At 71.7% G+C, this 20,115-nt stretch carries 19 protein-coding genes; 6 read left to right on the top strand and 13 right to left on the bottom strand.

Annotated features, from left to right (window positions below):
• Positions 1-2: 2 nt before the first annotated feature.
• The 3 genes from ACVW19_RS24695 to rimP all read right to left on the bottom strand — a co-directional run bounded on the left by ACVW19_RS24695 (position 3) and on the right by rimP (position 1,954).
• Positions 3-296 carry a YlxR family protein gene (locus ACVW19_RS24695; RefSeq protein WP_363043942.1) on the bottom strand — a complete coding sequence of 98 codons (294 nt, stop codon included), beginning with the start codon at positions 294-296 and terminating at the stop codon, positions 3-5.
• Positions 297-398: 102 nt separating this feature from the next.
• Positions 399-1,385: a transcription termination factor NusA gene (gene nusA / locus ACVW19_RS24690; RefSeq protein ID WP_457461839.1), complete on the bottom strand. Its 987-nt coding sequence runs from the start codon at positions 1,383-1,385 to the stop codon at positions 399-401.
• A gap of 2 nt (positions 1,386-1,387) precedes the next feature.
• Positions 1,388-1,954: a ribosome maturation factor RimP gene (rimP, locus tag ACVW19_RS24685; RefSeq protein ID WP_457461837.1), complete on the bottom strand. Its 567-nt coding sequence runs from the start codon at positions 1,952-1,954 to the stop codon at positions 1,388-1,390.
• A 232-nt stretch (positions 1,955-2,186) separates the two neighbouring features.
• Between rimP and ACVW19_RS24680 the strand changes: the two genes are divergently transcribed.
• The 3 genes from ACVW19_RS24680 (at position 2,187) to ACVW19_RS24670 (ending at position 4,180) form a co-directional block, all read left to right on the top strand.
• Positions 2,187-2,738: a hypothetical protein gene (locus tag ACVW19_RS24680; RefSeq protein ID WP_457461836.1), complete on the top strand. Its 552-nt coding sequence runs from the start codon at positions 2,187-2,189 to the stop codon at positions 2,736-2,738.
• Positions 2,739-2,741: 3 nt separating this feature from the next.
• Positions 2,742-3,206, top strand: coding sequence for a ferritin-like domain-containing protein (locus ACVW19_RS24675; RefSeq protein ID WP_457461834.1), 465 nt, complete (start codon positions 2,742-2,744; stop codon positions 3,204-3,206).
• A 62-nt stretch (positions 3,207-3,268) separates the two neighbouring features.
• Complete coding sequence (locus ACVW19_RS24670; protein WP_457461832.1) at positions 3,269-4,180, top strand: aminoglycoside phosphotransferase family protein; 912 nt, start codon at positions 3,269-3,271, stop codon at positions 4,178-4,180.
• 89 nt (positions 4,181-4,269) lie between these two features.
• Here ACVW19_RS24670 and ACVW19_RS24665 read toward each other — a convergent pair whose 3' ends face one another.
• The 9 genes from ACVW19_RS24665 to ACVW19_RS24625 form a co-directional block, all read right to left on the bottom strand.
• Positions 4,270-5,970 carry a proline--tRNA ligase gene (locus ACVW19_RS24665; RefSeq protein WP_457461830.1) on the bottom strand — a complete coding sequence of 567 codons (1,701 nt, stop codon included), beginning with the start codon at positions 5,968-5,970 and terminating at the stop codon, positions 4,270-4,272.
• A gap of 252 nt (positions 5,971-6,222) precedes the next feature.
• On the bottom strand, positions 6,223-6,789 hold the full coding sequence (locus ACVW19_RS24660; protein WP_457461828.1) for an N-acetyltransferase family protein: 567 nt from the start codon (positions 6,787-6,789) through the stop codon (positions 6,223-6,225).
• 98 nt (positions 6,790-6,887) lie between these two features.
• Positions 6,888-7,736 (bottom strand): GNAT family N-acetyltransferase, encoded by an 849-nt coding sequence (locus ACVW19_RS24655; protein ID WP_457461827.1) that lies wholly within the window; start codon positions 7,734-7,736, stop codon positions 6,888-6,890.
• A gap of 155 nt (positions 7,737-7,891) precedes the next feature.
• Positions 7,892-9,049, bottom strand: a complete 1,158-nt coding sequence (ispG, locus tag ACVW19_RS24650) for a flavodoxin-dependent (E)-4-hydroxy-3-methylbut-2-enyl-diphosphate synthase (RefSeq protein WP_457461826.1) — start codon at positions 9,047-9,049, stop codon at positions 7,892-7,894.
• Between the two features lie 227 nt (positions 9,050-9,276).
• Positions 9,277-10,569, bottom strand: coding sequence for a M50 family metallopeptidase (locus ACVW19_RS24645; protein ID WP_457464770.1), 1,293 nt, complete (start codon positions 10,567-10,569; stop codon positions 9,277-9,279).
• Between the two features lie 8 nt (positions 10,570-10,577).
• A complete protein-coding gene (dxr, locus tag ACVW19_RS24640) occupies positions 10,578-11,840 on the bottom strand; it encodes a 1-deoxy-D-xylulose-5-phosphate reductoisomerase (RefSeq protein WP_457461824.1) in 1,263 nt (420 codons plus the stop codon).
• 88 nt (positions 11,841-11,928) lie between these two features.
• Entirely contained in the window at positions 11,929-13,908 is a 1,980-nt protein-coding gene (locus tag ACVW19_RS24635) for an acyl-CoA dehydrogenase family protein (RefSeq protein ID WP_457461823.1), read from the bottom strand.
• A 102-nt stretch (positions 13,909-14,010) separates the two neighbouring features.
• Positions 14,011-14,745 carry an ABC transporter ATP-binding protein gene (locus ACVW19_RS24630; RefSeq protein WP_457461821.1) on the bottom strand — a complete coding sequence of 245 codons (735 nt, stop codon included), beginning with the start codon at positions 14,743-14,745 and terminating at the stop codon, positions 14,011-14,013.
• A complete protein-coding gene (locus ACVW19_RS24625) occupies positions 14,742-15,845 on the bottom strand; it encodes an ABC transporter permease (RefSeq protein ID WP_457461819.1) in 1,104 nt (367 codons plus the stop codon). The genes ACVW19_RS24630 and ACVW19_RS24625 overlap by 4 nt, the downstream gene beginning before the upstream one ends.
• 169 nt (positions 15,846-16,014) lie before the next feature.
• Between ACVW19_RS24625 and ACVW19_RS24620 the strand changes: the two genes are divergently transcribed.
• The 3 genes from ACVW19_RS24620 to ACVW19_RS24610 all read left to right on the top strand — a co-directional run bounded on the left by ACVW19_RS24620 (position 16,015) and on the right by ACVW19_RS24610 (position 19,290).
• A complete protein-coding gene (locus tag ACVW19_RS24620) occupies positions 16,015-17,310 on the top strand; it encodes a sensor histidine kinase (RefSeq protein WP_457461817.1) in 1,296 nt (431 codons plus the stop codon).
• Positions 17,311-17,322: 12 nt separating this feature from the next.
• Positions 17,323-17,961, top strand: a complete 639-nt coding sequence (locus tag ACVW19_RS24615; RefSeq protein WP_457464769.1) for a response regulator — start codon at positions 17,323-17,325, stop codon at positions 17,959-17,961.
• Positions 17,962-18,186: 225 nt separating this feature from the next.
• Positions 18,187-19,290 carry a LacI family DNA-binding transcriptional regulator gene (locus tag ACVW19_RS24610; protein WP_457461816.1) on the top strand — a complete coding sequence of 368 codons (1,104 nt, stop codon included), beginning with the start codon at positions 18,187-18,189 and terminating at the stop codon, positions 19,288-19,290.
• 79 nt (positions 19,291-19,369) lie between these two features.
• Here ACVW19_RS24610 and ACVW19_RS24605 read toward each other — a convergent pair whose 3' ends face one another.
• Positions 19,370-20,083 carry a glycoside hydrolase family 12 protein gene (locus ACVW19_RS24605; RefSeq protein WP_457461814.1) on the bottom strand — a complete coding sequence of 238 codons (714 nt, stop codon included), beginning with the start codon at positions 20,081-20,083 and terminating at the stop codon, positions 19,370-19,372.
• Positions 20,084-20,115 lie beyond the last annotated feature (32 nt).

Below are 20,115 nucleotides of genomic sequence, written 5' to 3'. Positions count from 1 at the left end.
TCTTACGGATTGCTCTCACAACCCTGTGCCTGCTCGACGTAGTGGCGCAACGCCTTTACGTCGAGCGGTCCCGGGACGCGGAGCGCCCGCGGAAACGCCCTCCGGCGCACCGCCTGGTCAAGACAGACCGGGACGGGGTGCACATAAGCACCCCGGCCGGGCAGCGTACCGCGTGGATCCGGGACGCACGCGTCCTCGATCGCCACGATCCGCAGCAGCTCTTCCTTGACCGCTCGCTCCCGGCAGCCCACGCAGGTTCGCTCGGGGCATGCGCGGATAGGTGTCCGGCCAGACACTCCTCAGTCTACCTCCCCGGACCGACCTCACCCCTTTGGGGCAAGAATCGAACAGATGCCGCCGGCAAGACTGTCGTGATCTCAGCAGGCGGAGGCTCGGATCTATTCCCCGGGCTGTTCCGTGTCCGGCCGGATGTCGATCCGCCAGCCGGTCAGGCGGGCGGCCAGGCGGGCGTTCTGCCCCTCCTTGCCGATCGCCAGCGACAGCTGGTAGTCCGGCACCGTCACCCGGGCGGACCGGGCGGCCAGATCCACCACCTCGACCTTGGAGACACGGGCCGGCGACAGCGCGTTCGCCACCATCTCGGCCGGGTCGTCCGACCAGTCGACGATGTCGATCTTCTCGCCGCTCAGCTCGCCCATGACGTTGCGCACGCGGCCGCCCATGGGGCCGATGCAGGCACCCTTGGCGTTCAGCCCGGACCGGGTGGAGCGGACGGCGATCTTCGTACGGTGACCGGCCTCACGGGCGATGGCGGAGATCTCCACCGAGCCGTCGGCGATCTCCGGCACCTCCAGGGCGAAGAGCTTCTTCACCAGGCCGGGGTGCGTACGCGACAGGGTGACCGACGGGCCGCGCACGCCCTTCGCCACCCGGACGACGTAACTGCGCAGCCGCATGCCGTGCGGGTAGGTCTCGCCCGGCACCTGCTCCTGCACCGGCAGGATGGCCTCCAGCTTGCCGATGTCGACCAGGACGTTCTTCGGGTCGCGACCCTGCTGGACCACGCCGGTGACGATGTCGCCCTCGCGGCCGGCGTACTCGCCGAGCGTCACGTCGTCCTCGGCGTCGCGCAGGCGCTGCAGGATGACCTGCTTGGCCGTGGTGGCCGCGATGCGGCCGAAGTCGGACGGGGTGTCGTCGAACGCGCGGGCCTCCTGGCCCTCTTCGAGGTCCTCGGGGTCCTCCTTCGCCCACACCGTCACATGTCCGGATTCCCGGTCGAGCTCCACGCGCGCGTGGCGGCGGCTTCCCTCGGTGCGGTGGTAGGCGATGAGGAGGGCCGATTCGATCGCCTCGACCAGCAGGTCGAGGGAGATCTCCTTCTCCCGTACCAAGAGCCGAAGGGCACTCATGTCGATGTCCACGGTTACGCCTCCTCTTCCGTCTCGTCGTGCTTGTCGTTCGCGCCGGTCGTGCCGGTCGCGTCGTCTGTGTCGTTCGTGTCGGTCTTGCCGTCGTCCTTGCGGTTGAACTCGACCTGGACGCGCGCCCTGCTGATGTCGTCGAAGGCGAGTCTGCGCGCGGTGGCCCTGCGGCCCTTGACTCCGGGCACCTCGAGGTCGAGGCCTCCGTCGTCGACCCGCAGGATCCTGGCGACCAGTTCGTCGCCCGCGGTCAGCCGGAAGCTCACCAGGCGGCCCGTGGCACGCACGTAGTGCCGGCGCTCGGTGAGGGGGCGCTCCGCGCCCGGGGTGCCGACCTCGAGGGTGTACTCCCCGCTGCCCATCGCGTCGGTCTCGTCGAGCTTCGCCGAGAGCGCGCGGCTCACATCGGCGATCCGGTCCAGGTCCGCGCCGGTGTCGGAGTCGACGACGACGCGCAGCACACGCTTGCGGCCGACCGCGTCCACGGCGATCTCCTCGAGATCGAGGCCCTGCGAGCTGACGAGCGGTTCCAGAAGTTCTCGAAGCCTCTCGCTCTGGGTGCTGCTCATCCGGGTGACTCCTCGGCCGCGTGTGCTGTTGTGGGACGGTGCGCGTGTCTGGTCAAAGGGTATCCGGTCGCGGGGGGTGGTGCCGTCCACCCGCTCACGGAGGGTGCCGCTGACCATCGTCGGGCGGATGCACGGGTACCGTGATCACGGGCCGGTGGCCCTCCTTCCGTTCTTTCCGTCGCCACGCTTCATTCCGTCGCCACGTTCGTACGAGCCCCCGAGGACGTCTGCCGTGCCGTTCCCCCACGCTCCACGCGCCCGCTCGGGGCCGCGCAGAAGGAGCCTGTTCGCCGTCGCCTCGACGGCCCTGCTCGTGACGGGCTGTTCCGCCGGGTCCGAGAAGCCCGACACCACCGCCGGCAGTCGTCCCTCGCCGGCCGAGCGGGTACGCGCGCGTGCGGCGGGCGACAGCAGGGAGTTGGCCGAGCGGTACGACGCCGTGATCGCGGCGCATGCCCGGCTCGCACCACGGCTGCGTCCGCTGCGCGAGGAGGTCGTACGGCACGCGAAGGCCTTCGGGAGCACGGCGATGTCCACGGAGTCACAGGAGGCGGCTGGACCGCAGGCGTCGCCGTCCCCCTCCGGGGCCCAGCGGCCCGCCTCGCCGACGGCCTCCGGGCCCGCGACGGAGAAGGACGCCCTCGCCGGGCTCGCCGCCGCGGAGCGGGAGATCGCCGACCGGCGTCTGGAGGAACTGCTGGACGCGCCGGCCGAGCTGGCCCGGCTGCTGGCCTCGGTGGCGGCGGCCGGGGCGGCGCACGTGTATCTGCTGACGAAGGGGTGACGGGTGAGCGAGGCGAAGGACCGGGAACTGCGGGCGCTCCAGGCGGCCCTGGCTGCGGAGCACGCAGCGGTGTACGGCTACGGGGTCGTCGGCGGGCGGATCGCGAAGGAGCGCCGTACGGACGCGCGCGCGGCGTACGACGCGCACCGCGCGCGCCGGGACGCGCTGGTGCGCGAGGTGAAGGACACGGGCGGCGAGCCGGTCGCGGCCGCCGCGGGCTACGCGCTGCCGTTCCCGGTGCCGGACGCGGCCGCGGCGGTACGGCTCGCGGCGGAGCTGGAGAACCGGGTGGCCGGGGTGTACTCCGACCTGGTGCGCGCGAGCCGTGGTGAGCGGCGCCGGGCGGCAGCCGAGGCGCTGCGGGAAGCCGCGGTGCGGGCGGTGCGCTGGAGCGGGGAGAGCGTAGCCTTCCCCGGGCTCGCCGAGCGGGCCGACCCGGCCTCGGGGGCTCCGACGCCGACGGCGTGACGGGGCCACGGGCCGGAAGCGGCGGCAGGCATCGCTCACAGCACGAAGGGAACTACTCGCGCATGGTCTTCGAACCGCCGCAGCGCCTGGTGAGGGCGCTCGGTGAGACGGCTCCCGACGGTGCCCGGTGGCTGGAGAGGCTGCCCGAGGCGGCACGCGAGGCCGTCGCGGCGCGCGAGCTGACCGTGGAACGGGTGCAGGTGCCCGGGGGCCGCAGCAGCCTGGTGGTGCTGGTGCGGACGTCCGACGGCGGCCCCGCGGTGCTGAAGCTGGCTCCGGCGAGGGCCCGGCCGGAGAGTGAGCGGGCCGCGCTGGCCCACTGGAACGGCCTGGGCGCGGTCCGGCTGCTGGAGCCTTCCCCGTCCGCCGACGGCGCGCTGCTGCTGGAGCGGCTGCATCCGGATGTCTCGGTGCGGTCGTTGCCGGAGGCGAAGGCGCTGTTGGAGGCCGCCGGGACGCTGCGGCGGCTGTGGGTCGAGCCGCCCTCGGGCGATGCCGCCCCTCCCTTCGAGACGGTGGCGGAGCGGACCGGTCGGCAGGCCGAGGCCATGCGGGCGTCCGCCGCGGGCGACCCGGAGGTGGGACCACTGGTCTCGGCGGCGCTGGCGGTCCGCGAGGAGCTGGTGGCCGGACCGCCCGAGCACCGGCTGCTGCACGGCACGTTCCGGCAGAGCAAGGTGCTCTCCGGCGAGCGGATGCCGTGGCTGGCGGTGGGCCCGGACCCGCTGATCGGGGAGTGCGCCTTCGACCTGGCCCGGCTGGTCCGCGACCGGGTGGAGGACCTCGTCGCCCAGACCTCCGGCGCGGCGACGACCCGCCGCCGGGTGAAGCGTCTCGCGGAGTCCCTGGAGGTCGACCAGGAACGTCTGCGAGGCTGGACGCTGTTCCGCGCGGTGGAGTCCGGCGTACGCGCCCGCCGGGTGGGCCGCGGCCAGGACGCCGAACTCCTCCTGGAGTTCGCGACCTGGCTCTGATCCCGCACCCGCCGCCCCGCCCGCCGTCGGGACGAGTCCCAAAAGGGTGCCCCGCGCGGTAGTGGTTCCGCGCGGGGCCACCGGGTGGGTCAGACCGTGAGGCGGGTGACGGCCTCGTCGACGGTGAGCTCCTCGCGTTCGCCGGTACGGCGGTCCTTCAGCTCGACGACGCCCTCGGCGGAGCGGCGGCCGGCGACCAGGATCTGCGGGACGCCGATCAGCTCGGAGTCGGTGAACTTCACTCCCGGGGAGACACCCGCGCGGTCGTCGACCAGGACGCGGACCCCGGCGGCGGCGAGCTTCTGGGAGATCTCGAGGGCGAGCTCGGTCTGCAACGCCTTGCCGGCGGCGACCACGTGGACGTCGGCCGGGGCGATCTCCTTGGACCAGCACAGGCCCTTGTCGTCGGCGGTCTGCTCGGCGAGGGCCGCCACCGCGCGGGAGACGCCGATGCCGTAGGAGCCCATGGTGACGCGGACCGGTTTGCCGTTCTGCCCGAGGACGTCGAGCTTGAGGGCGTCGGCGTACTTGCGGCCCAGCTGGAAGATGTGGCCGATCTCGATGGCGCGGTCGAGCCTCAGGCCGGTGCCGCACTTCGGGCAGGGGTCGCCCTCGTTGACCACCACGACGTCCACGTACGCGTCGACCTCGAAGTCGCGCCCGGCCACCACGTTCTTGGCGTGGGTGTCGGCCTTGTTGGCACCGGTGATCCAGGCGGTGCCCGGTGCCACCCGCGGGTCGGCGATGTAGCGGACCTTCTCCAGGCCCTGCGGGCCGACGTAGCCGCGGACCAGGTCGGGGCGGCCGACGAAGTCCTCGGCGGTGACGAGTTCGACGGCGGCCGGGGCGAAGTGCGCCTCGAGCTTGCCCATGTCGACCTCGCGGTCCCCGGGAACGCCCACGGCGACGATCTCACCGCCGACCTTGACCAGCAGGTTCTTCAGCGTGGCCGAGGCCGGGACGCCGAGCGAGGCAGCGAGGGTCTCGATGGTGGGGGTGTCGGGCGTCGGGATGTCCTCGGCGGCCGGGACGGCGGAGCCGTCGACAAACTGCACCTCGTAGGAGATCGCCTCGGTGTTGGCGGCGAAGTCGCAGTTCGGGCAGTCCGCGAAGACGTCCTCGCCCGCCGCGGCGGGGGCGAGGAACTCCTCGGACTTGGAGCCGCCCATCGCACCGGCGGTGGCGGCGCAGATGCGGTAGTCGAGACCGAGGCGCTCGAAGATCCGCTGGTACGCCTGGCGGTGCAGGGCGTACGACCGGGACAGCCCCTCGTCGTCGAGGTCGAAGGAGTAGGAGTCCTTCATCAGGAACTCGCGGCCGCGCAGGATGCCCGCGCGGGGGCGCGCCTCGTCGCGGTACTTGTTCTGGATCTGGTACAGGATCACCGGCAGGTCCTTGTAGGAGGACGCCTGGTCCTTCACCAGGAGGGTGAAGATCTCCTCGTGGGTGGGGCCGAGGAGGTAGTCGCCGCCCTTGCGGTCCTGGAGGCGGAACAGCTCGGGGCCGTACTCCTCCCAGCGGCCGGTCGCCTCGTAGGGCTCACGCGGCAGGACGGCGGGGAGCAGCACCTCCTGGGCGCCGATCGCGTCCATCTCCTCGCGGACGACGCGTTCGACGTTGGCGAGGACCTTCTTGCCGAGCGGCAGCCAGCTCCAGATGCCGGCGGCGGTGCGGCGCACATAGCCGGCCCGGACGAGGAGCTTGTGGCTGAGGACCTCGGCGTCCGCCGGGTCGTCGCGCAGCGTCTTCGCCATCAACTGGGACATGCGCTGGACCGGTGCGTTCGCCATGGTTCTCGTACTCCTGCTGCGTCTAGGTGATGACAGGAGGTTAGCCGGGTGGGACGGGGCGGTGGAAATCGGTTAGGGCCTGTCCGGCGGATCAGGTCGCAGGAAATCGACGGCGCCCTCATCAGCGCCGGTGAGCGGGGACGATGGGGGTCCCTCCCGCGCGAGCGCAGCCGAGCGTGGGGGAGCGTGACGGCAACGCGGCAGATGTGCGTGCCGGCCCCCGCGTCTGCGGCAGGATCCGCCGGACAGGCCCTACGGGCGCCGGAGCGGCAAAGGTGCTCCCATCACGGCGTACGGCTTGGGGGCGCTGGGGAAATGGACCCGGCGGGCGAGGTCCTCGTACCCCAGGGAGCGGTACAGGCCGCGGGCGGGGCTCTCGATGTCGATGGCGGAGAGGATCGAGCGGGGTTCGTCGGCCCCGTCGGTGATCGTGGTGATCAGGGCGCGGCCGGTGCCGTGCTTCTGGTGGCGCGGGTGGACGTGCAGTTCGGTGATGACGAAGGAGTCGTCGAGCCAGTGGTCCCGGTTCTGGGCGCGCAGGTAGGGCTCGACGACGGTGGACCACCAGTGGGCACGGTCGTTGGGCATGCCGTAGACGAAGCCGACGAGACGGCCGGCGAGGGTGGCGCCCAGGGCTCTGGCTCCGTGCAGGGTCATGTGGCGCAGCACGATCTGCCGGCGTACGGCCACCTCGTCGGGGCCGAGACCGAACGCCGCCGCCTGGACCGCCAGTGCCTCGTCGACGTGGGCGGCGAGGTCGAGGGGGCCGATCACGATGTCGTCGGGACGGGGGTGCCCGTGACCGGGAAAGCGCAGCATGCCGGGGAGACTACAGGGCGTCGGCACGGGCCGGGACTGCGCGGCGGACCGCGCTTCGGGGCCGGGGCACAGGGTGCGTGGCCCTGGGCGGCCCCGGTTCAGAACAGGACGCTCATGAACGCGCCGACCTCCTGGAAACCCACCTTCCGGTAGGTCCGGCGCGCGGGGGTGTTGAAGTCGTTGACGTAGAGGCTGGCCACGGGGGCGATGTCGGCGAGGGCGTAGCGGAGCACGGCCGCCATGCCGGGGGCGGCCATGCCCCTGCCCCGGTGCTCGGGGGCCACCCATACGCCCTGGATCTGACAGGTCCGGTCGGTGGCGGCGCCGATCTCGGCCTTGAAGACGACCTTTCCGTCGGCGTCGAAGCGGGCGAAGGCGCGTCCGGCGCCGACGAGTTCGGCGACCCTGGCCTGGTAGAGCAGGCCTCCGTCGCCCGCCAGGGGGGAGATCCCGACTTCCTCGGTGAACATCGCCACGCAGGCCGGCATGATCTTTTCCATCTCGTCCTTGCGGACGCGGCGGACGTAGGGGTCCGGGGCGATGGTGTCGGACAGCTGGTCGGTGACCATGAGGGGCTGGTGGGCGCGGACCTCCCTGGCGGGGCCCCACTGGGGTTCGAGCAGCCGCCACAGCTCGGCGGTGGGTGCCGCGGGGCCGACGACCGAGGAGCAGCGGCGGCCGGCCCGGCGGGCGCGGTCGGCGAAGGCGCGGACGGCCCGGGGGGTGGCGCAGATGGGGACCAGGTTGGCGCCGGCGTAGCAGAGGGACGTGAGCATGCCGCCCTCGTACCAGCCCCACATCTCACCGCCGAGCCGCCACGGGTCCAGGCCCGCGACCTGCACCCGGGATGTCACGAAGGCGTTCGCCACCGGCTCGCGGTCGAGGACGGCGAGCGCGGCGTCCAGGTCACTCGGTTCGAGGACCCGGGAAGTGGTCTGCGTCAACACGCGCGGGGGGCCTCACACATTTGGGTCTGCTGGTTTCCGCACTGTACCTGCCGAATTTGTGTGCTGCCGCCCCGCGGTGGGGAAACGTTTCCTGCCCGGGACGCCCCCGGGCAGGAACGGCCTGACCAACGGTCTGACCGGCCGGGTCGACCGGTTCAGCCGGCGACCGAGATCTGGGGTTCGCCGGAGGCGATGCCTTCGGCCTCCATGCGCTCGGCGATCTTCATGGCCTCCTCGATCAGGGTCTCCACGATCTTCGACTCCGGGACGGTCTTGATCACCTCGCCCTTCACGAAGATCTGCCCCTTGCCGTTGCCCGAGGCCACCCCGAGGTCGGCCTCACGGGCCTCGCCCGGACCGTTGACCACACAGCCCATCACCGCCACCCGCAGCGGCACCTCCATCCCCTCCAGCCCGGCGGTCACCTCGTCGGCCAGCTTGTACACATCCACCTGCGCCCGCCCGCAGGACGGACACGAGACGATCTCCAGACCCCGCTGCCGCAGATTCAGCGACTCCAGGATCTGCAGCCCCACCTTGACCTCCTCGGCCGGCGGCGCCGACAGCGACACCCGGATGGTGTCGCCGATCCCCTCACTGAGCAGCGCGCCGAAGGCCACCGCCGACTTGATGGTGCCCTGGAACGCCGGACCCGCCTCGGTCACCCCCAGGTGCAGCGGATAGTCGCACCGCGCCGCCAGTTGCCGGTAGGCCTCCACCATCACCACCGGGTCGTTGTGCTTGACGGAGATCTTGATGTCCCGGAAGCCGTGCTCCTCGAACAGCGACGCCTCCCACAGCGCGGACTCCACCAGCGCCTCCGGGGTGGCCTTGCCGTACTTCTGCAGCAGCCGCCGGTCCAGCGACCCGGCGTTGACCCCGATCCGGATCGGCGTGCGGTGCTCGTTCGCCGCCTGCGCGATCTCCTTGACCTTGTCGTCGAACTGCTTGATGTTGCCCGGGTTGACCCGCACCGCCGCGCAGCCGGCCTCGATCGCGGCGAACACGTACTTGGGCTGGAAGTGGATGTCGGCGATCACCGGGATCTGCGACTTGCGGGCGATGGTGGCCAGCGCGTCCGCGTCGTCCTGGGTGGGGCAGGCCACCCGCACGATCTGGCAGCCCGAGGCGGTCAGCTCGGCGATCTGCTGCAGCGTCGCGCCGATGTCCGCGGTGCGGGTGGTGGTCATCGACTGCACCGACACCGGCGCGTTGCCGCCCACCGCCACCGATCCGACCTGGATCTTCCGGCTCGTGCGGCGCGGGGCCAGGGTGATCGGAACGGACGGCATGCCGAGAGAAATCGCAGTCATCTGCTGTGCAACCCCAAGTCGTGGATCAAGGTCCGGCTCCCGGTGAGCAGCGGGCTCCGCGATCCGAGATTACGGCACGGGCGTTGGCCCTAGCACATCCCGTCCGCAAACCCACCCAAAGGGCGATGGCCCGGAACAAAAGGGTTCCAGGCCATCGTGAACGGCAGATGTCCGGCGGATTCGCACCCGGTGGCGGGGCGGGGTCCGTACCGGTCCGTCCGGTCCGTCTAGGAGATCCGTACCGGGTTCACCACGTCCGCGACGAGGACGAGGAGCGTGAAGCAGACGAAGATCCCGGCCACCACGTAGGCCACCGGCATCAGTTTCGCCACGTCGAACGGGCCCGGGTCGGGGCGGCGCAGCACCCTGGCGAGGTTGCGGCGCAGCGACTCCCACAGGGCACCCGCGATGTGCCCGCCGTCGAGCGGGAGCAGCGGGAGCATGTTGAACAGGAACAGGGAGAGGTTGAAGCCTCCGAGGAGCATCACGAACATGGCCATCTGCTGTGAGGCGGGGATCTCGAGGGTGGCGATCTCGCCACCGACCCGGGCCGCTCCGACGACGCCCATCGGGGAGTCCGGCTCGCGCGGACCGTCGCCGAAGGCCGCGTCCCACAGGGCGGGGACCTTGGACGGCAGGGCGGCGAGGGAGTCGACGGCGTCGCCGACCCGGTCGGTCATCCAGACCACGGAGTCCCCGAAGTCCTGTTTGACGACGCCGGTGGCCGCGCTGAAGCCGAGGAAGCCGGCCTTGACGTACTCACCCTCGACGTAGGCCCCGTTGGAGTCCTTCTTCGCGACCTGGTTCGTGGCGATCTTCGCCTGGAGGGTGACCTCCTGGCCGTCGCGGTCGACGACGATCGGCACGGCCTGGCCGGCGCTGTCGCGGATGAGGTCGGAGAGCGTGCCCCAGTCGTCGGTCCTGACACCGTCGAACGCGACGATCCTGTCGCCCGCCTCCATGCCGGCCGCCGCGGCCGGGGACCGGGGGTCGGACTTCACGCACTCGTCGCGGTTCTCGCTCTGCGAGATGACGCACGGGGAGACCGAGCTGACGGTGGTGGTCTGCTGCTGGATGCCGAAGCCCATCAGCACGGTGAGGAACAGCACCGCCGCGAGGATCAGGTTCATGAACGGGCCCGCGAACATCACGATGACCCGTTTCCACGGTTTACGTGTGTAGAACAGGCGTTTCTCGTCGCCGGGCTGCAGTTCCTCGAAGGCGGCGGAGCGGGCGTCCTCGATCATGCCGCGCCACGGCGAGGTGGAGCGGGCCTCCAGCCGTCCGTCGGCGCCGGGCGGGAACATGCCGATCATGCGGATGTAGCCGCCGAACGGGATCGCCTTGACGCCGTACTCGGTCTCGCCCTTGTGCCGGGACCAGAGGGTCGGACCGAAGCCGACCATGTACTGGGGGACCCGGATGCCGAAGAGCTTGGCGGTGGACAGGTGTCCCAGCTCGTGCCAGGCGATCGAGAGCAGCAGGCCGACCGCGAAGACGACTATGCCGAGGATGAACATCAAGGTCGTCATGCACGCGCCTCCGCGCTCGCCGTAAGGGAAGTCAGTTCCCGGGTCCTCGCTCGCGCCCAGGTCTCCGCTTCGAGGACGTCGGGCACAGTCAAAGAGGTTCCCGTTCGCGGGGTGCCGTGCTCCTCGACCACCCGGGTGACGGTGTCGATGATCCCGTTGAACGGCAGCGCGCCGGCGCGGAACGCCTCCACGCACTCCTCGTTCGCCGCATTGAACACCGCCGGAGCGGTGCCCGCGAGCCCGCCCACGTGCCGGGCCAGGTTCACCGAGGGGAACGCCTCGTTGTCGAGGGGGAAGAACTCCCAGGTGGACGCCTTGCTCCAGTCGAAGACCGGGGCGGCGTCGGGGACCCTTTCGGGCCAGCCGAGGCCGATGGCGATGGGCCCGCGCATGTCGGGGGGCGTCGCCTGGGCCAGTGTCGATCCGTCCGTGAACTCAACCATCGAGTGGACATACGACTGCGGGTGCACGACGACCTCAATGTGATCGAAGGGAATGTCGTACAGCAGATGCGCCTCGATGACTTCGAGGCCCTTGTTGACGAGGGTGGCGGAGTTGATCGTGATCACCGGGCCCATGGCCCAGGTGGGGTGGGCGAGGGCGTCCTCGACGGTGACGTTCGCCAGTTCGTCCCTGGTGCGGCCGCGGAAGGGGCCGCCGGAGGCGGTGACGACGAGCTTGCGCACGTCCGCGCGGGTTCCGGCGGCCAGCGCCTGGAACAGCGCGGCGTGCTCGGAGTCGACCGGGATGATCTGCCCCGGCCCGGCCAGCCCCTTGACCAGCGGGCCGCCGACGATCAGCGACTCCTTGTTGGCGAGCGCGAGGGTGCGGCCGGCCTCGAGGGCGGCGAGCGTGGGGGCCAGTCCGATGGAGCCGGTGATGCCGTTGAGGACGGTGTGGCAGTCGGAGGCGGCGAGCTGCGTGGCCGCGTCCGCTCCGGCGAGGATCTCGGGCAGCGGCTCCCCCGGTCCGTACCGCGCCGACAGCGCCTCGCGCAGCGCGCCCACGACGTCCTCGCGCGCGACGGCGACCGTGCGCACCCGCAGCCGGTGGGCCTGCTCGGCGAGGAGGGAGACGCGGCCGCCGTTGGCGGACAGTCCGGTGACCCGGAAGCGGTCGGGGTTGCGCAGCACGAGGTCGATGGCCTGGGTGCCGATCGACCCGGTGGAGCCGAGGATCACCACGTCCTTGGGGCCGTCCCCCGCCACGGGGTCGTACACCAGGTGCGGGTCGGCGAGCGGAGCTGGAGCGTCGGTCATGGACCCCATTGTGTCCGGTCGCGGGTGCTGCCGGGGCCCCGCCCCGGCAGCTCGTGCGTCCTGTCCGACGCCCCCGCCCCGGCCCGCCTCAGCGGATCGGCCGGTGCGCGTTGCTCCGTGCGCTGGGGCCGGGCGTGGTGTCCGCGATCCAGGGGCCGTCACCCGAAGGGTCGAGGACACCCTGCTCCAGCCACTCGTAGGTTCCGGAGAGCACACCCTTGACGACCTTGCGGTCGATGTCGTCGGTGTTGGTCCACAGCCGGTCGAAGAGTTCGTCGACGCGGACGCGGGACTGGCGGCAGAAGGCGTCGGCGAGCTGGTAGGCCTCACGGCCGTGGTCGCCGCGGCGGCGCAGCAGTTCGGCGCGGACGCAGGCGGCGCTCATCGCGAACAGTTCGGCGCCGATGTCGACGATCCGGCCCAGGAAGCCCTGTTTGGTCTCCATCCGGCCCTGCCAGCGGGACATGGCGTAGAAGGTGGACCGGGCGAGTCTGCGGGCCGCGCGCTCGACGTACCGCAGGTGCGGGGAGAGGTCGACCCCGTGCTTGAACTCTCCGTAGGTTCCGGGGAGCTGTCCTGGACCCGCGACCAGTCTGGGCAGCCACTTCGCGTAGAAGACGCCCGCGTTCGCGCCCGCCTTCGCCTTGTCGCCCAGGGATTTCTCGGGGTCGATGAGATCGCCGGCGACCGACAGATGGGCGTCGACGGCCTCCCGCGCGATCAGCAGGTGCATGATCTCGGTGGAGCCCTCGAAGATGCGGTTGATGCGCAGGTCGCGCAGCATCTGCTCGGCGGGCACCGCCCGCTCGCCGCGCGCCCGGAGGGAGTCGGCGGTCTCGTAGCCGCGTCCGCCGCGGATCTGGACCAGCTCGTCGGCCATCAGACAGGCCATCTCCGAGCCGTACAGCTTGGCGAGCGCCGCCTCGATGCGGATGTCGTTGCGGTTCTCGTCGGCCATCTGGGAGGACAGGTCGACCACGGCCTCCAGGGCGAAGGTGGTCGCCGCGATGAACGCGATCTTCGAGCCGACCGCCTCGTGCAGCGCCACCGGCTTGCCCCACTGCTCCCGGGCCGCCGACCACTCGCGGGCGATCTTCAGGCACCATTTTCCGGCGCCGACGCACATCGCGGGCAGGGACAGCCGTCCGGTGTTGAGCGTGGTGAGCGCGATCTTCAGGCCCTGGCCCTCCTCACCGATGCGGTGGCCGGCCGGGACGCGGACCCGGTGGAAGCGGGTGACGCCGTTCTCCAGGCCGCGCAGGCCCATGAAGGCGTTGCGGTTCTCGACCGTGATGCCCTCGGAGGCCGCCTCCACCACGAACGCGGTGATGCCGCCCCGGTGGCCCTCGCCCTTGGGCACGCGGGCCATGACGACGAGGAGGTCGGCGACCACGCCGTTGGTCGTCCACAGCTTCACGCCGTCGAGGACGTAGCCGCCCTCGCCGTCCGGGACGGCGGTGGTGGCGAGCCGTGCCGGGTCCGAGCCGACGTCGGGCTCGGTGAGCAGGAAGGCCGAGATGTCGGTGCGGGCGCAGCGCGGCAGGAACGTGTCCTTCTGCTCCTGGGTGCCGAAGATCTTCAGCGGCTGGGGGACGCCGATCGACTGGTGGGCGGAGAGCAGCGCGCCGATCGCGGGGCTGGCGGAGCCGACCAGGGCGAGGGCCTTGTTGTAGTAGACCTGCGTCAGGCCGAGGCCGCCGTACTTGGTGTCGATCTTCATGCCGAAGGCGCCGAGCTCCTTGAGCCCGGTGACCACCTCGTCGGGGATCCGCGCCTCGCGTTCGATCCGGGCGCCGTCGATCTTCGTCTCGCAGAAGTCGCGGAGTTTGGCGAGGAACTCCTCGCCGCGCTCGGCGTCCTCGGTGGCCGGAAGGGGGTGGGGGTGGATGAGGTCGAGCCGGAAGCGGCCCAGGAACAGTTCCTTGGCGAAGCTGGGCTTGCGCCAGTCCTGTTCCCGGGCGGCCTCCGCGACCTGGCGGGCCTCGCGTTCGGTGACGGTGGGTCGATACCCAGACCGGGGTGCCTGGGGTGTCCGGGGTGTCCGGGGTGACTCGGGTGTTGCGGACATGAGGCTCACCTCGCCGCGAATCGGGATGCGTGGACGACGGCCCGTGGGACCGATGTGCGTGATCTTGTGGGCCTGTGGGGTGACTTACGTTACTGACTGGTGCTACTCGTTCGTATGTACCTGATGCGCAGCCGCCCCACCACCCTTTGTGCGTCCATTCGGCTGATATGCCGACGCGAGGCGTCCGTCGTGGACCTCGGCGATCCGGTCGGCGGCGGCGAGCAGGGCTCGGTCGTGGGTGACCAGGACGGTGGCGGTGGCCCGTTGGCGGGTGAGCCGGGTGATGAGTTCCATGACGGCTGCGCCGCGTTCGTGGTCGAGGGCGCTGGTGGGTTCGTCGACCAGGAGCACGGTGGGTTCGTTCATCAGGGCGCGGGCGATGTTCACCCGCTGGCGCTGGCCGCCGGAGAGCTGGTGCGGGCGGCGCCCGGCCCGGTCGGCGAGCCCGACGGCGTCGAGCAGTTCCATGGCCCGGGCACGGGCGTCGCGCGGCCTTCGGCCGTCGATGTGGGCCATGACCTGGAGTTGTTCGGCGGCGGTGAGGGAGGGCAGCAGGTTCGGCTGCTGGAAGACGATGCCGATGCTGCGGCGGCGCAGGTCGGTGAGGTCGCCTCGGCTCATCCCGGTGGTGGGGGTGCCGTCGACGGTGACGGTCCCGGAGTCGGGTGCGACGAGGGTGGCGGCGACGGCGAGCAGGCTGGACTTGCCCGAGCCGGACGGGCCGACCACGGCGGTGAGGCTGCCCCTGGGCACGTCGAGACCGACGCGCTCGAGAGCGGTCAGCCGGGAGTCGCCGTCGGGGTAGGTGAGGGTGATGTCGGTCAGTTCGAGGCTCATCGGGCGCTCCCCAGGGCGGTCAGCGGGTCGACGGAGGTGATGCGGCGGATGGAGAGGGCGGCCCCGAGAGCGCCGAGGACGACCATCACGGCGGCGGGGACGAGGACGGTCCCGGGGGTCAGCTCGAAGGGGACGGCCGAGCCGGAGAGGGCGGCGCCGGTCGCGGCGGCGAGAGCGGTACCGAGGAGGGTTCCGCCGGTCAGCAGGACCAGGGCCTGGCCGAGGGCGTCCGCCAGCAGGTTGCGTGTGGGGGCGCCCAGCGCCTTGAGAACGGCGACGTCACCGCTGCGCTGGATGGTCCACACGGTGAAGAAGGCGCCGATCACCAGTGCGGAGATCGCGAACAGGAAGCCGCGCATCAGCTGCAGGGAGCCGTTCTCGGAGGTGTAGGAGCCGATCGCGGACAGGGAGTCGTCCTTCTCCACGGTCAGGGTGCCGGCGGCCCGGTCGATGGACGCGATGTCCGCGTCCGGGCCGGTGTTCAGGGCGATGACGGTCGCGGTGCGGCCGTCGGCGGCGGTGTCCGCGGTGGCACCGGCGGGCGGGGTGATGCCGTTCCAGGTGCCGAGCGTGGCCCACACCACGGGGGTGTGGCTGAAGGAGGCGTCCCCGCTCACCGCGGCGACGGTCAGCCGCCGGTCGGCGAGGGTGACGGTGTCGCCCGGCCCGGCCCCCAGTTCGGTGGCGGCGGTGCCGGACAGCACCACCGCGCGGTCGTCGATCCGGTCGCTCTCGGGGGCGAGCGGCGAACCCGCCGGCACGCCGAGCACCGAGACCCCGGCGGTCCGTTCCCCGGCGCTCGCCCGGGTGGTGGTGATGCCCAGCGGCTGGGCGCGGGTCACACCGGGCGCCGCCGCCCAGGTCCGCCACTGTTCCTCGGTGACGGTGGAGTCGGCGTACGAGAGGTCCTGGCCGTCGGCGGGGGCGGCGAAGGCGATCCGGTCGGCCGGCAGACCGGTCACGGCCGAGACGTTCTGCCGCGCGAGCCCCGCGGTCAGGCCGGAGAGCAGCCCGACCAGCAGGGTGATCAGCACGACCACGGTTCCCATCAGTGCGAATCGCCCCTTGGCGAATGTGAGATCCCTCCAGGCGACGAACATGCCCCGGCCTGTCCTTTCGATCGGTGGAAGCGGCACGTCCCACCCTCGCGGCACGGCCCGGGGCCTGGCATCGCACACAGGGCCGGACTTTGCGAATCGAAGGGTCGGGGCACGACTCCACCTTTTGATCGATGCCCGGTGAGGGGAGTTCTTCGTAGGGTGATGGGTGATGAACGTCCTCACTCCCACCACTCGGCCTCTCGCCCGGTGCCTGCATCTGCTCGTGGCCGGGCTCCTCGGCCTGACCACCGCGCGGGCACTCGTCACGCACGATCCGCAGGCGGGTGCCGTCGTGGCGGTGTGCGCCGCCGTGGCGGGGGTCTACGCGGTCGGCCCGCTGACGCCGCTCATGTCCGTCTCCCGCCGGGCCGCCGGGTGGTGGCTCGCGGGGCTGGGCGCGGTCTGGCTGCTGTTGCTGGCGCTGACCCCGGACGCGGTGTGGCTGGCGTTCCCGCTGTACTTCCTCCAGCTGCACCTGCTGTCCCGGCGCGGCGGGCTGGTCGCGGTCGCCGCCACCGCCGTCGCCGCGATCACCGCGTTCGCCGTCCATGAGCAGGCCTTCTCCCCCGCCGGGGCGGTCGGGCCCGCGTTGGGGGCGGCCGTCGCGGTCGCCGTGGTGTGGGGGTACCAGGCGTTGTACCGGGAGAGTGAACAGCGTCGTCGGCTGATCGAGGAGCTCACCGTCACCCGCGCCGATCTGGCCACCGCCCAGCACACCGCCGGTGTCCTGGCCGAGCGTGAGCGGCTGGCCCGGGAGATCCACGACACCTTGGCCCAGGGTCTGTCCAGCATCCAGCTCCTGCTGCGCGCCGCCGAACGCGCGCTGCCGAAGCGGCCCGAAGCGGCCGGCGCGCATGTCGTGCAGGCCCGGCAGGCGGCCGTCGACAACCTCGCCGAAGCCCGCCGGTTCGTGGCCGCCCTCAGCCCACCCGCGCTGGAGGGCACCACTGTGGCGGGCGCCCTGGAGCGGCTGTGCTCCACCACCAGCGCCCAGCACCCCGTCACGGTCCGCTTCCGCCGTACCGGTGCACCGCTGACGCTGCCCACCGCCGTGGAGGTGGCCCTGCTGCGCATCGCGCAGTCCGCGCTGTCCAACACCGTCCGGCACTCCGGGGCCCGGAGCGGCACGGTCACGCTCTCCTACCTGGACGACGCCGTGGCACTCGACGTGGTGGACGACGGCACCGGGTTCGATCCCGAGCGCCCGGGGGCCCCGGACCCGGCCGCGGGCGGTTTCGGCATCGCCGGAATGCGGGCCCGCAGCCGCGCCCTCGGCGGTGCCCTCGTCATCGAGTCGTCACCGGGCCGGGGCACCGCGCTGTCCGCCCGCTTCCCCCTCCGGGCCACCGAGGCCGGGGACGAACACCCGGCCCGGGACGAACACCTGATCCGGGACGAACAGCGGGCCGCGAACGAGGTCCGGGCCGAGAGCGCGTCCCTGTCCCGGGACGAAAGCGAGGTGTGACCGGTGAACGACATCCCCGCCCCCACCCCCATCCGCATCCTGATCGCCGACGACCACCCGGTGGTCCGCGCGGGCCTGCGCGCCGTGCTGGAGACCGAGCCCGGCTTCAGCATCGTCGGGGCCGCCGCCACCGCCGAGGAGGCCGTGGCCCTCGCGGCGGTCGGCGGGGCCGACGTCGTCCTGATGGACCTGCAGTTCGGCGCCGGGATGAACGGAACGCAGGCCACCGCCGCCATCACGGCCCGCCCCGGAGCACCCCGCGTGCTGATCGTCACCACCTACGACACCGACGCCGACACCCTCCCGGCCATCGAGGCCGGCGCCACCGGATACCTGCTCAAGGACGCCCCGCCCGAGGAACTGGCCGCCGCCGTCCGTACCGCCGCCGCCGGACGCACCACTCTCGCGCCGGCGGTCGCCGACCGGCTGATGAACCGGCTGCGCACACCGCACGCCGCGCTGACCCGGCGCGAGACGGAAGTGCTCTCCCTGGTCGCCGAGGGCCTGTCCAACCAGGCCATCGGCGCGCGGCTGAGCCTCACCCAGGCCACCGTGAAGTCGCACCTGGCCCACGCCTACGCGAAACTCGACGTGGACTCCCGTACCGCCGCGGTCGCCGCCGCTCTCGCGCTGGGCGTCATCCGCCGCTGAGAGCGGGCCGGGCCCCCTCGACGCCGCACCGGAGGGGTCGTGGGAACCTGGCTGGGCCGGGGACGGCTCCTGCCCCACCCTCGGGGTGGCGGGAGGGAAAGACCGTCGAAGCGCTTCGACAGCGTATGGACACCCGTCCTTACTGGGACTACTGTCAAACCGCCCCCACCTGCCCCTGTACGTACGGCGCACTGTCGAAGCGCTTCACAACAATTGGAGAGCTGGATGGTCACCCTCGCCGAGGTCGCCCAGCACGCCGGAGTCTCGGCGAGCACGGTGAGTTATGTCCTCAGCGGCAAGCGGTCCATCTCCGCGAACACCCGCCGGCGGGTCGAGGAGAGCATCCGCCGGCTCGGGTACCACCCGAACGCCGGGGCCCGCGCCCTGGCCAGCAGCAGGTCCAACGTCATCGCGCTGATGATCCCGCTGCGTACGGACATGTACGTGCCGGTGATGATGGAGATTGCCATCGCGGTGGCCACCACGGCCCGCACCCACGGCTACGACGTGCTGCTGCTCACCGGCGAGGAGGGCCCCGACGCGGTGCGCCGCGTCGCCGGCAGCGGACTCGCCGACGGGATGATCCTGATGGACGTCGAACTCGACGACGAGCGGCTGCCGTTGCTGCGGGGTGGGGGTGCCCCCGCTCATGGGGGTCCCCCCGCTCATGGGGGTCCCCCCGCTCGAGCGAAGTCGAGAGTGGGGGAGAAGTCGAGAGTGGGGGACGACCAGCCGGCGGTGCTGATTGGGCTGCCCGCCGACACCACCGGCCTGACCTGCGTGGACCTCGACTTCCGGGCCACCGGCGCGCTCTGCGTGGAACATCTGGCGACGCTGGGGCACCGCGACATCGCCGTCATCGGCGAGGCCCCCGCGGTCTACGAACGGCACACCGGCTTCGCCGAGCGCACCCTCGACGGGCTGCGTTCGCAGGCACGGGAGTCGGGGGTGCGGCTGCTGCACCGGCCGTGCGAGGGCGGGTACGCCGCGATGGCCGTGACCCTCGCCCGGATCCTCGACGAACGTCCGGGCACCACGGCGTTCGTCGTGCAGAACGAGTCGGCGGTCGAACCGTTGCTCGCCCTGCTGCGGCAGCAGGGGCGGGCCGTGCCGGAGGACGTCTCGGTGGTCGCGATCTGCCCCGAACAGGTCGCCGTCCAGGCCTCGGTGCGGCTGACCTCGGTCGCCATCCCCGCGCAGGAGATGGGCCGGTACGCCGTGGAGCACCTGGTCGCCAAGCTCGGCGGGCGGGGTGACGAGGAAGTCGTCCTGATCGCACCCGAGCTGACGGTACGGGCGAGCTCGGGCCCGGCACCCGCCCGCGCGTAGCCCGCCCGCGCACAGCCCCGCCTCGTTCCCGCTCCTCCGCCCGGTGGGCGACCGACCGCCCACCGGGCGGAGGCAGGGGTCAGCTGCTGCTGACCGTCAGGTTGTCGGTGCGGAAGTCCAGGCCACCGGACGACGAGGTGATCTCATAGCCGAACTGCACGTCACCGATGGTCTCGTTGCCCATCCAGCCCTTGGTGTCCTTGATCCAGTCGAGGATCGGCAGGATGTCGACGGTCCCGGAAGTGGAGTTGGACGTGCGCAGGAACGAGAAGACCTGGTTGGCGCCGTTGTCGCCCTTGTAGACATTCCAGGTGTGGCCGCCGAGGCTGACCGTGCCCTGCGGACCGCCGAGCGGGCCGACGGGACCGTACCGGTTGACCCAGAGCATGATCTCGTAGTCGTAGTCCGTGTCCCAGATGTCGTACGACGTGTTGTACGCGCCCGCGGACGGGACGGTGACGTTGTAGCTGCTGGTCAGCGAACGGAGCGAGTCGATGGGCTTGTTGACCACCTTCTTGGCGTTCGGATACGACTTGATGCCGCCGGTGTCGGGGTGGTTGGCCCATGCACCCCAGTTGGTACCGGAGTTGGCCCAGACGCACTGGCCGCCGGCGCCGGAGCCCCAGATGTTGTTGTAGAGGATGTAACCGTTCAGGGTGGTGTTGCCCCACTGGTCGCAGGAGCTCCAGATCGCGGCGTGGGCGGGGACGGAGGCCATGCCGACGGTGATGCCGAGGGCGAGGGCGGGCGCTGCCAGGACCGTGCCGATCCTGCTCGGGATGCTTGGTGCCATGGGGGTCCTTCCATGGGTGGGGGGAATCGCTG

It is taken from the genome of Streptomyces sp. TE5632 (assembly GCF_054061295.1).
The sequence above is the reverse complement of the archived record's forward strand: the minus strand, read 5'-3'. Positions and strand labels throughout refer to the sequence as shown.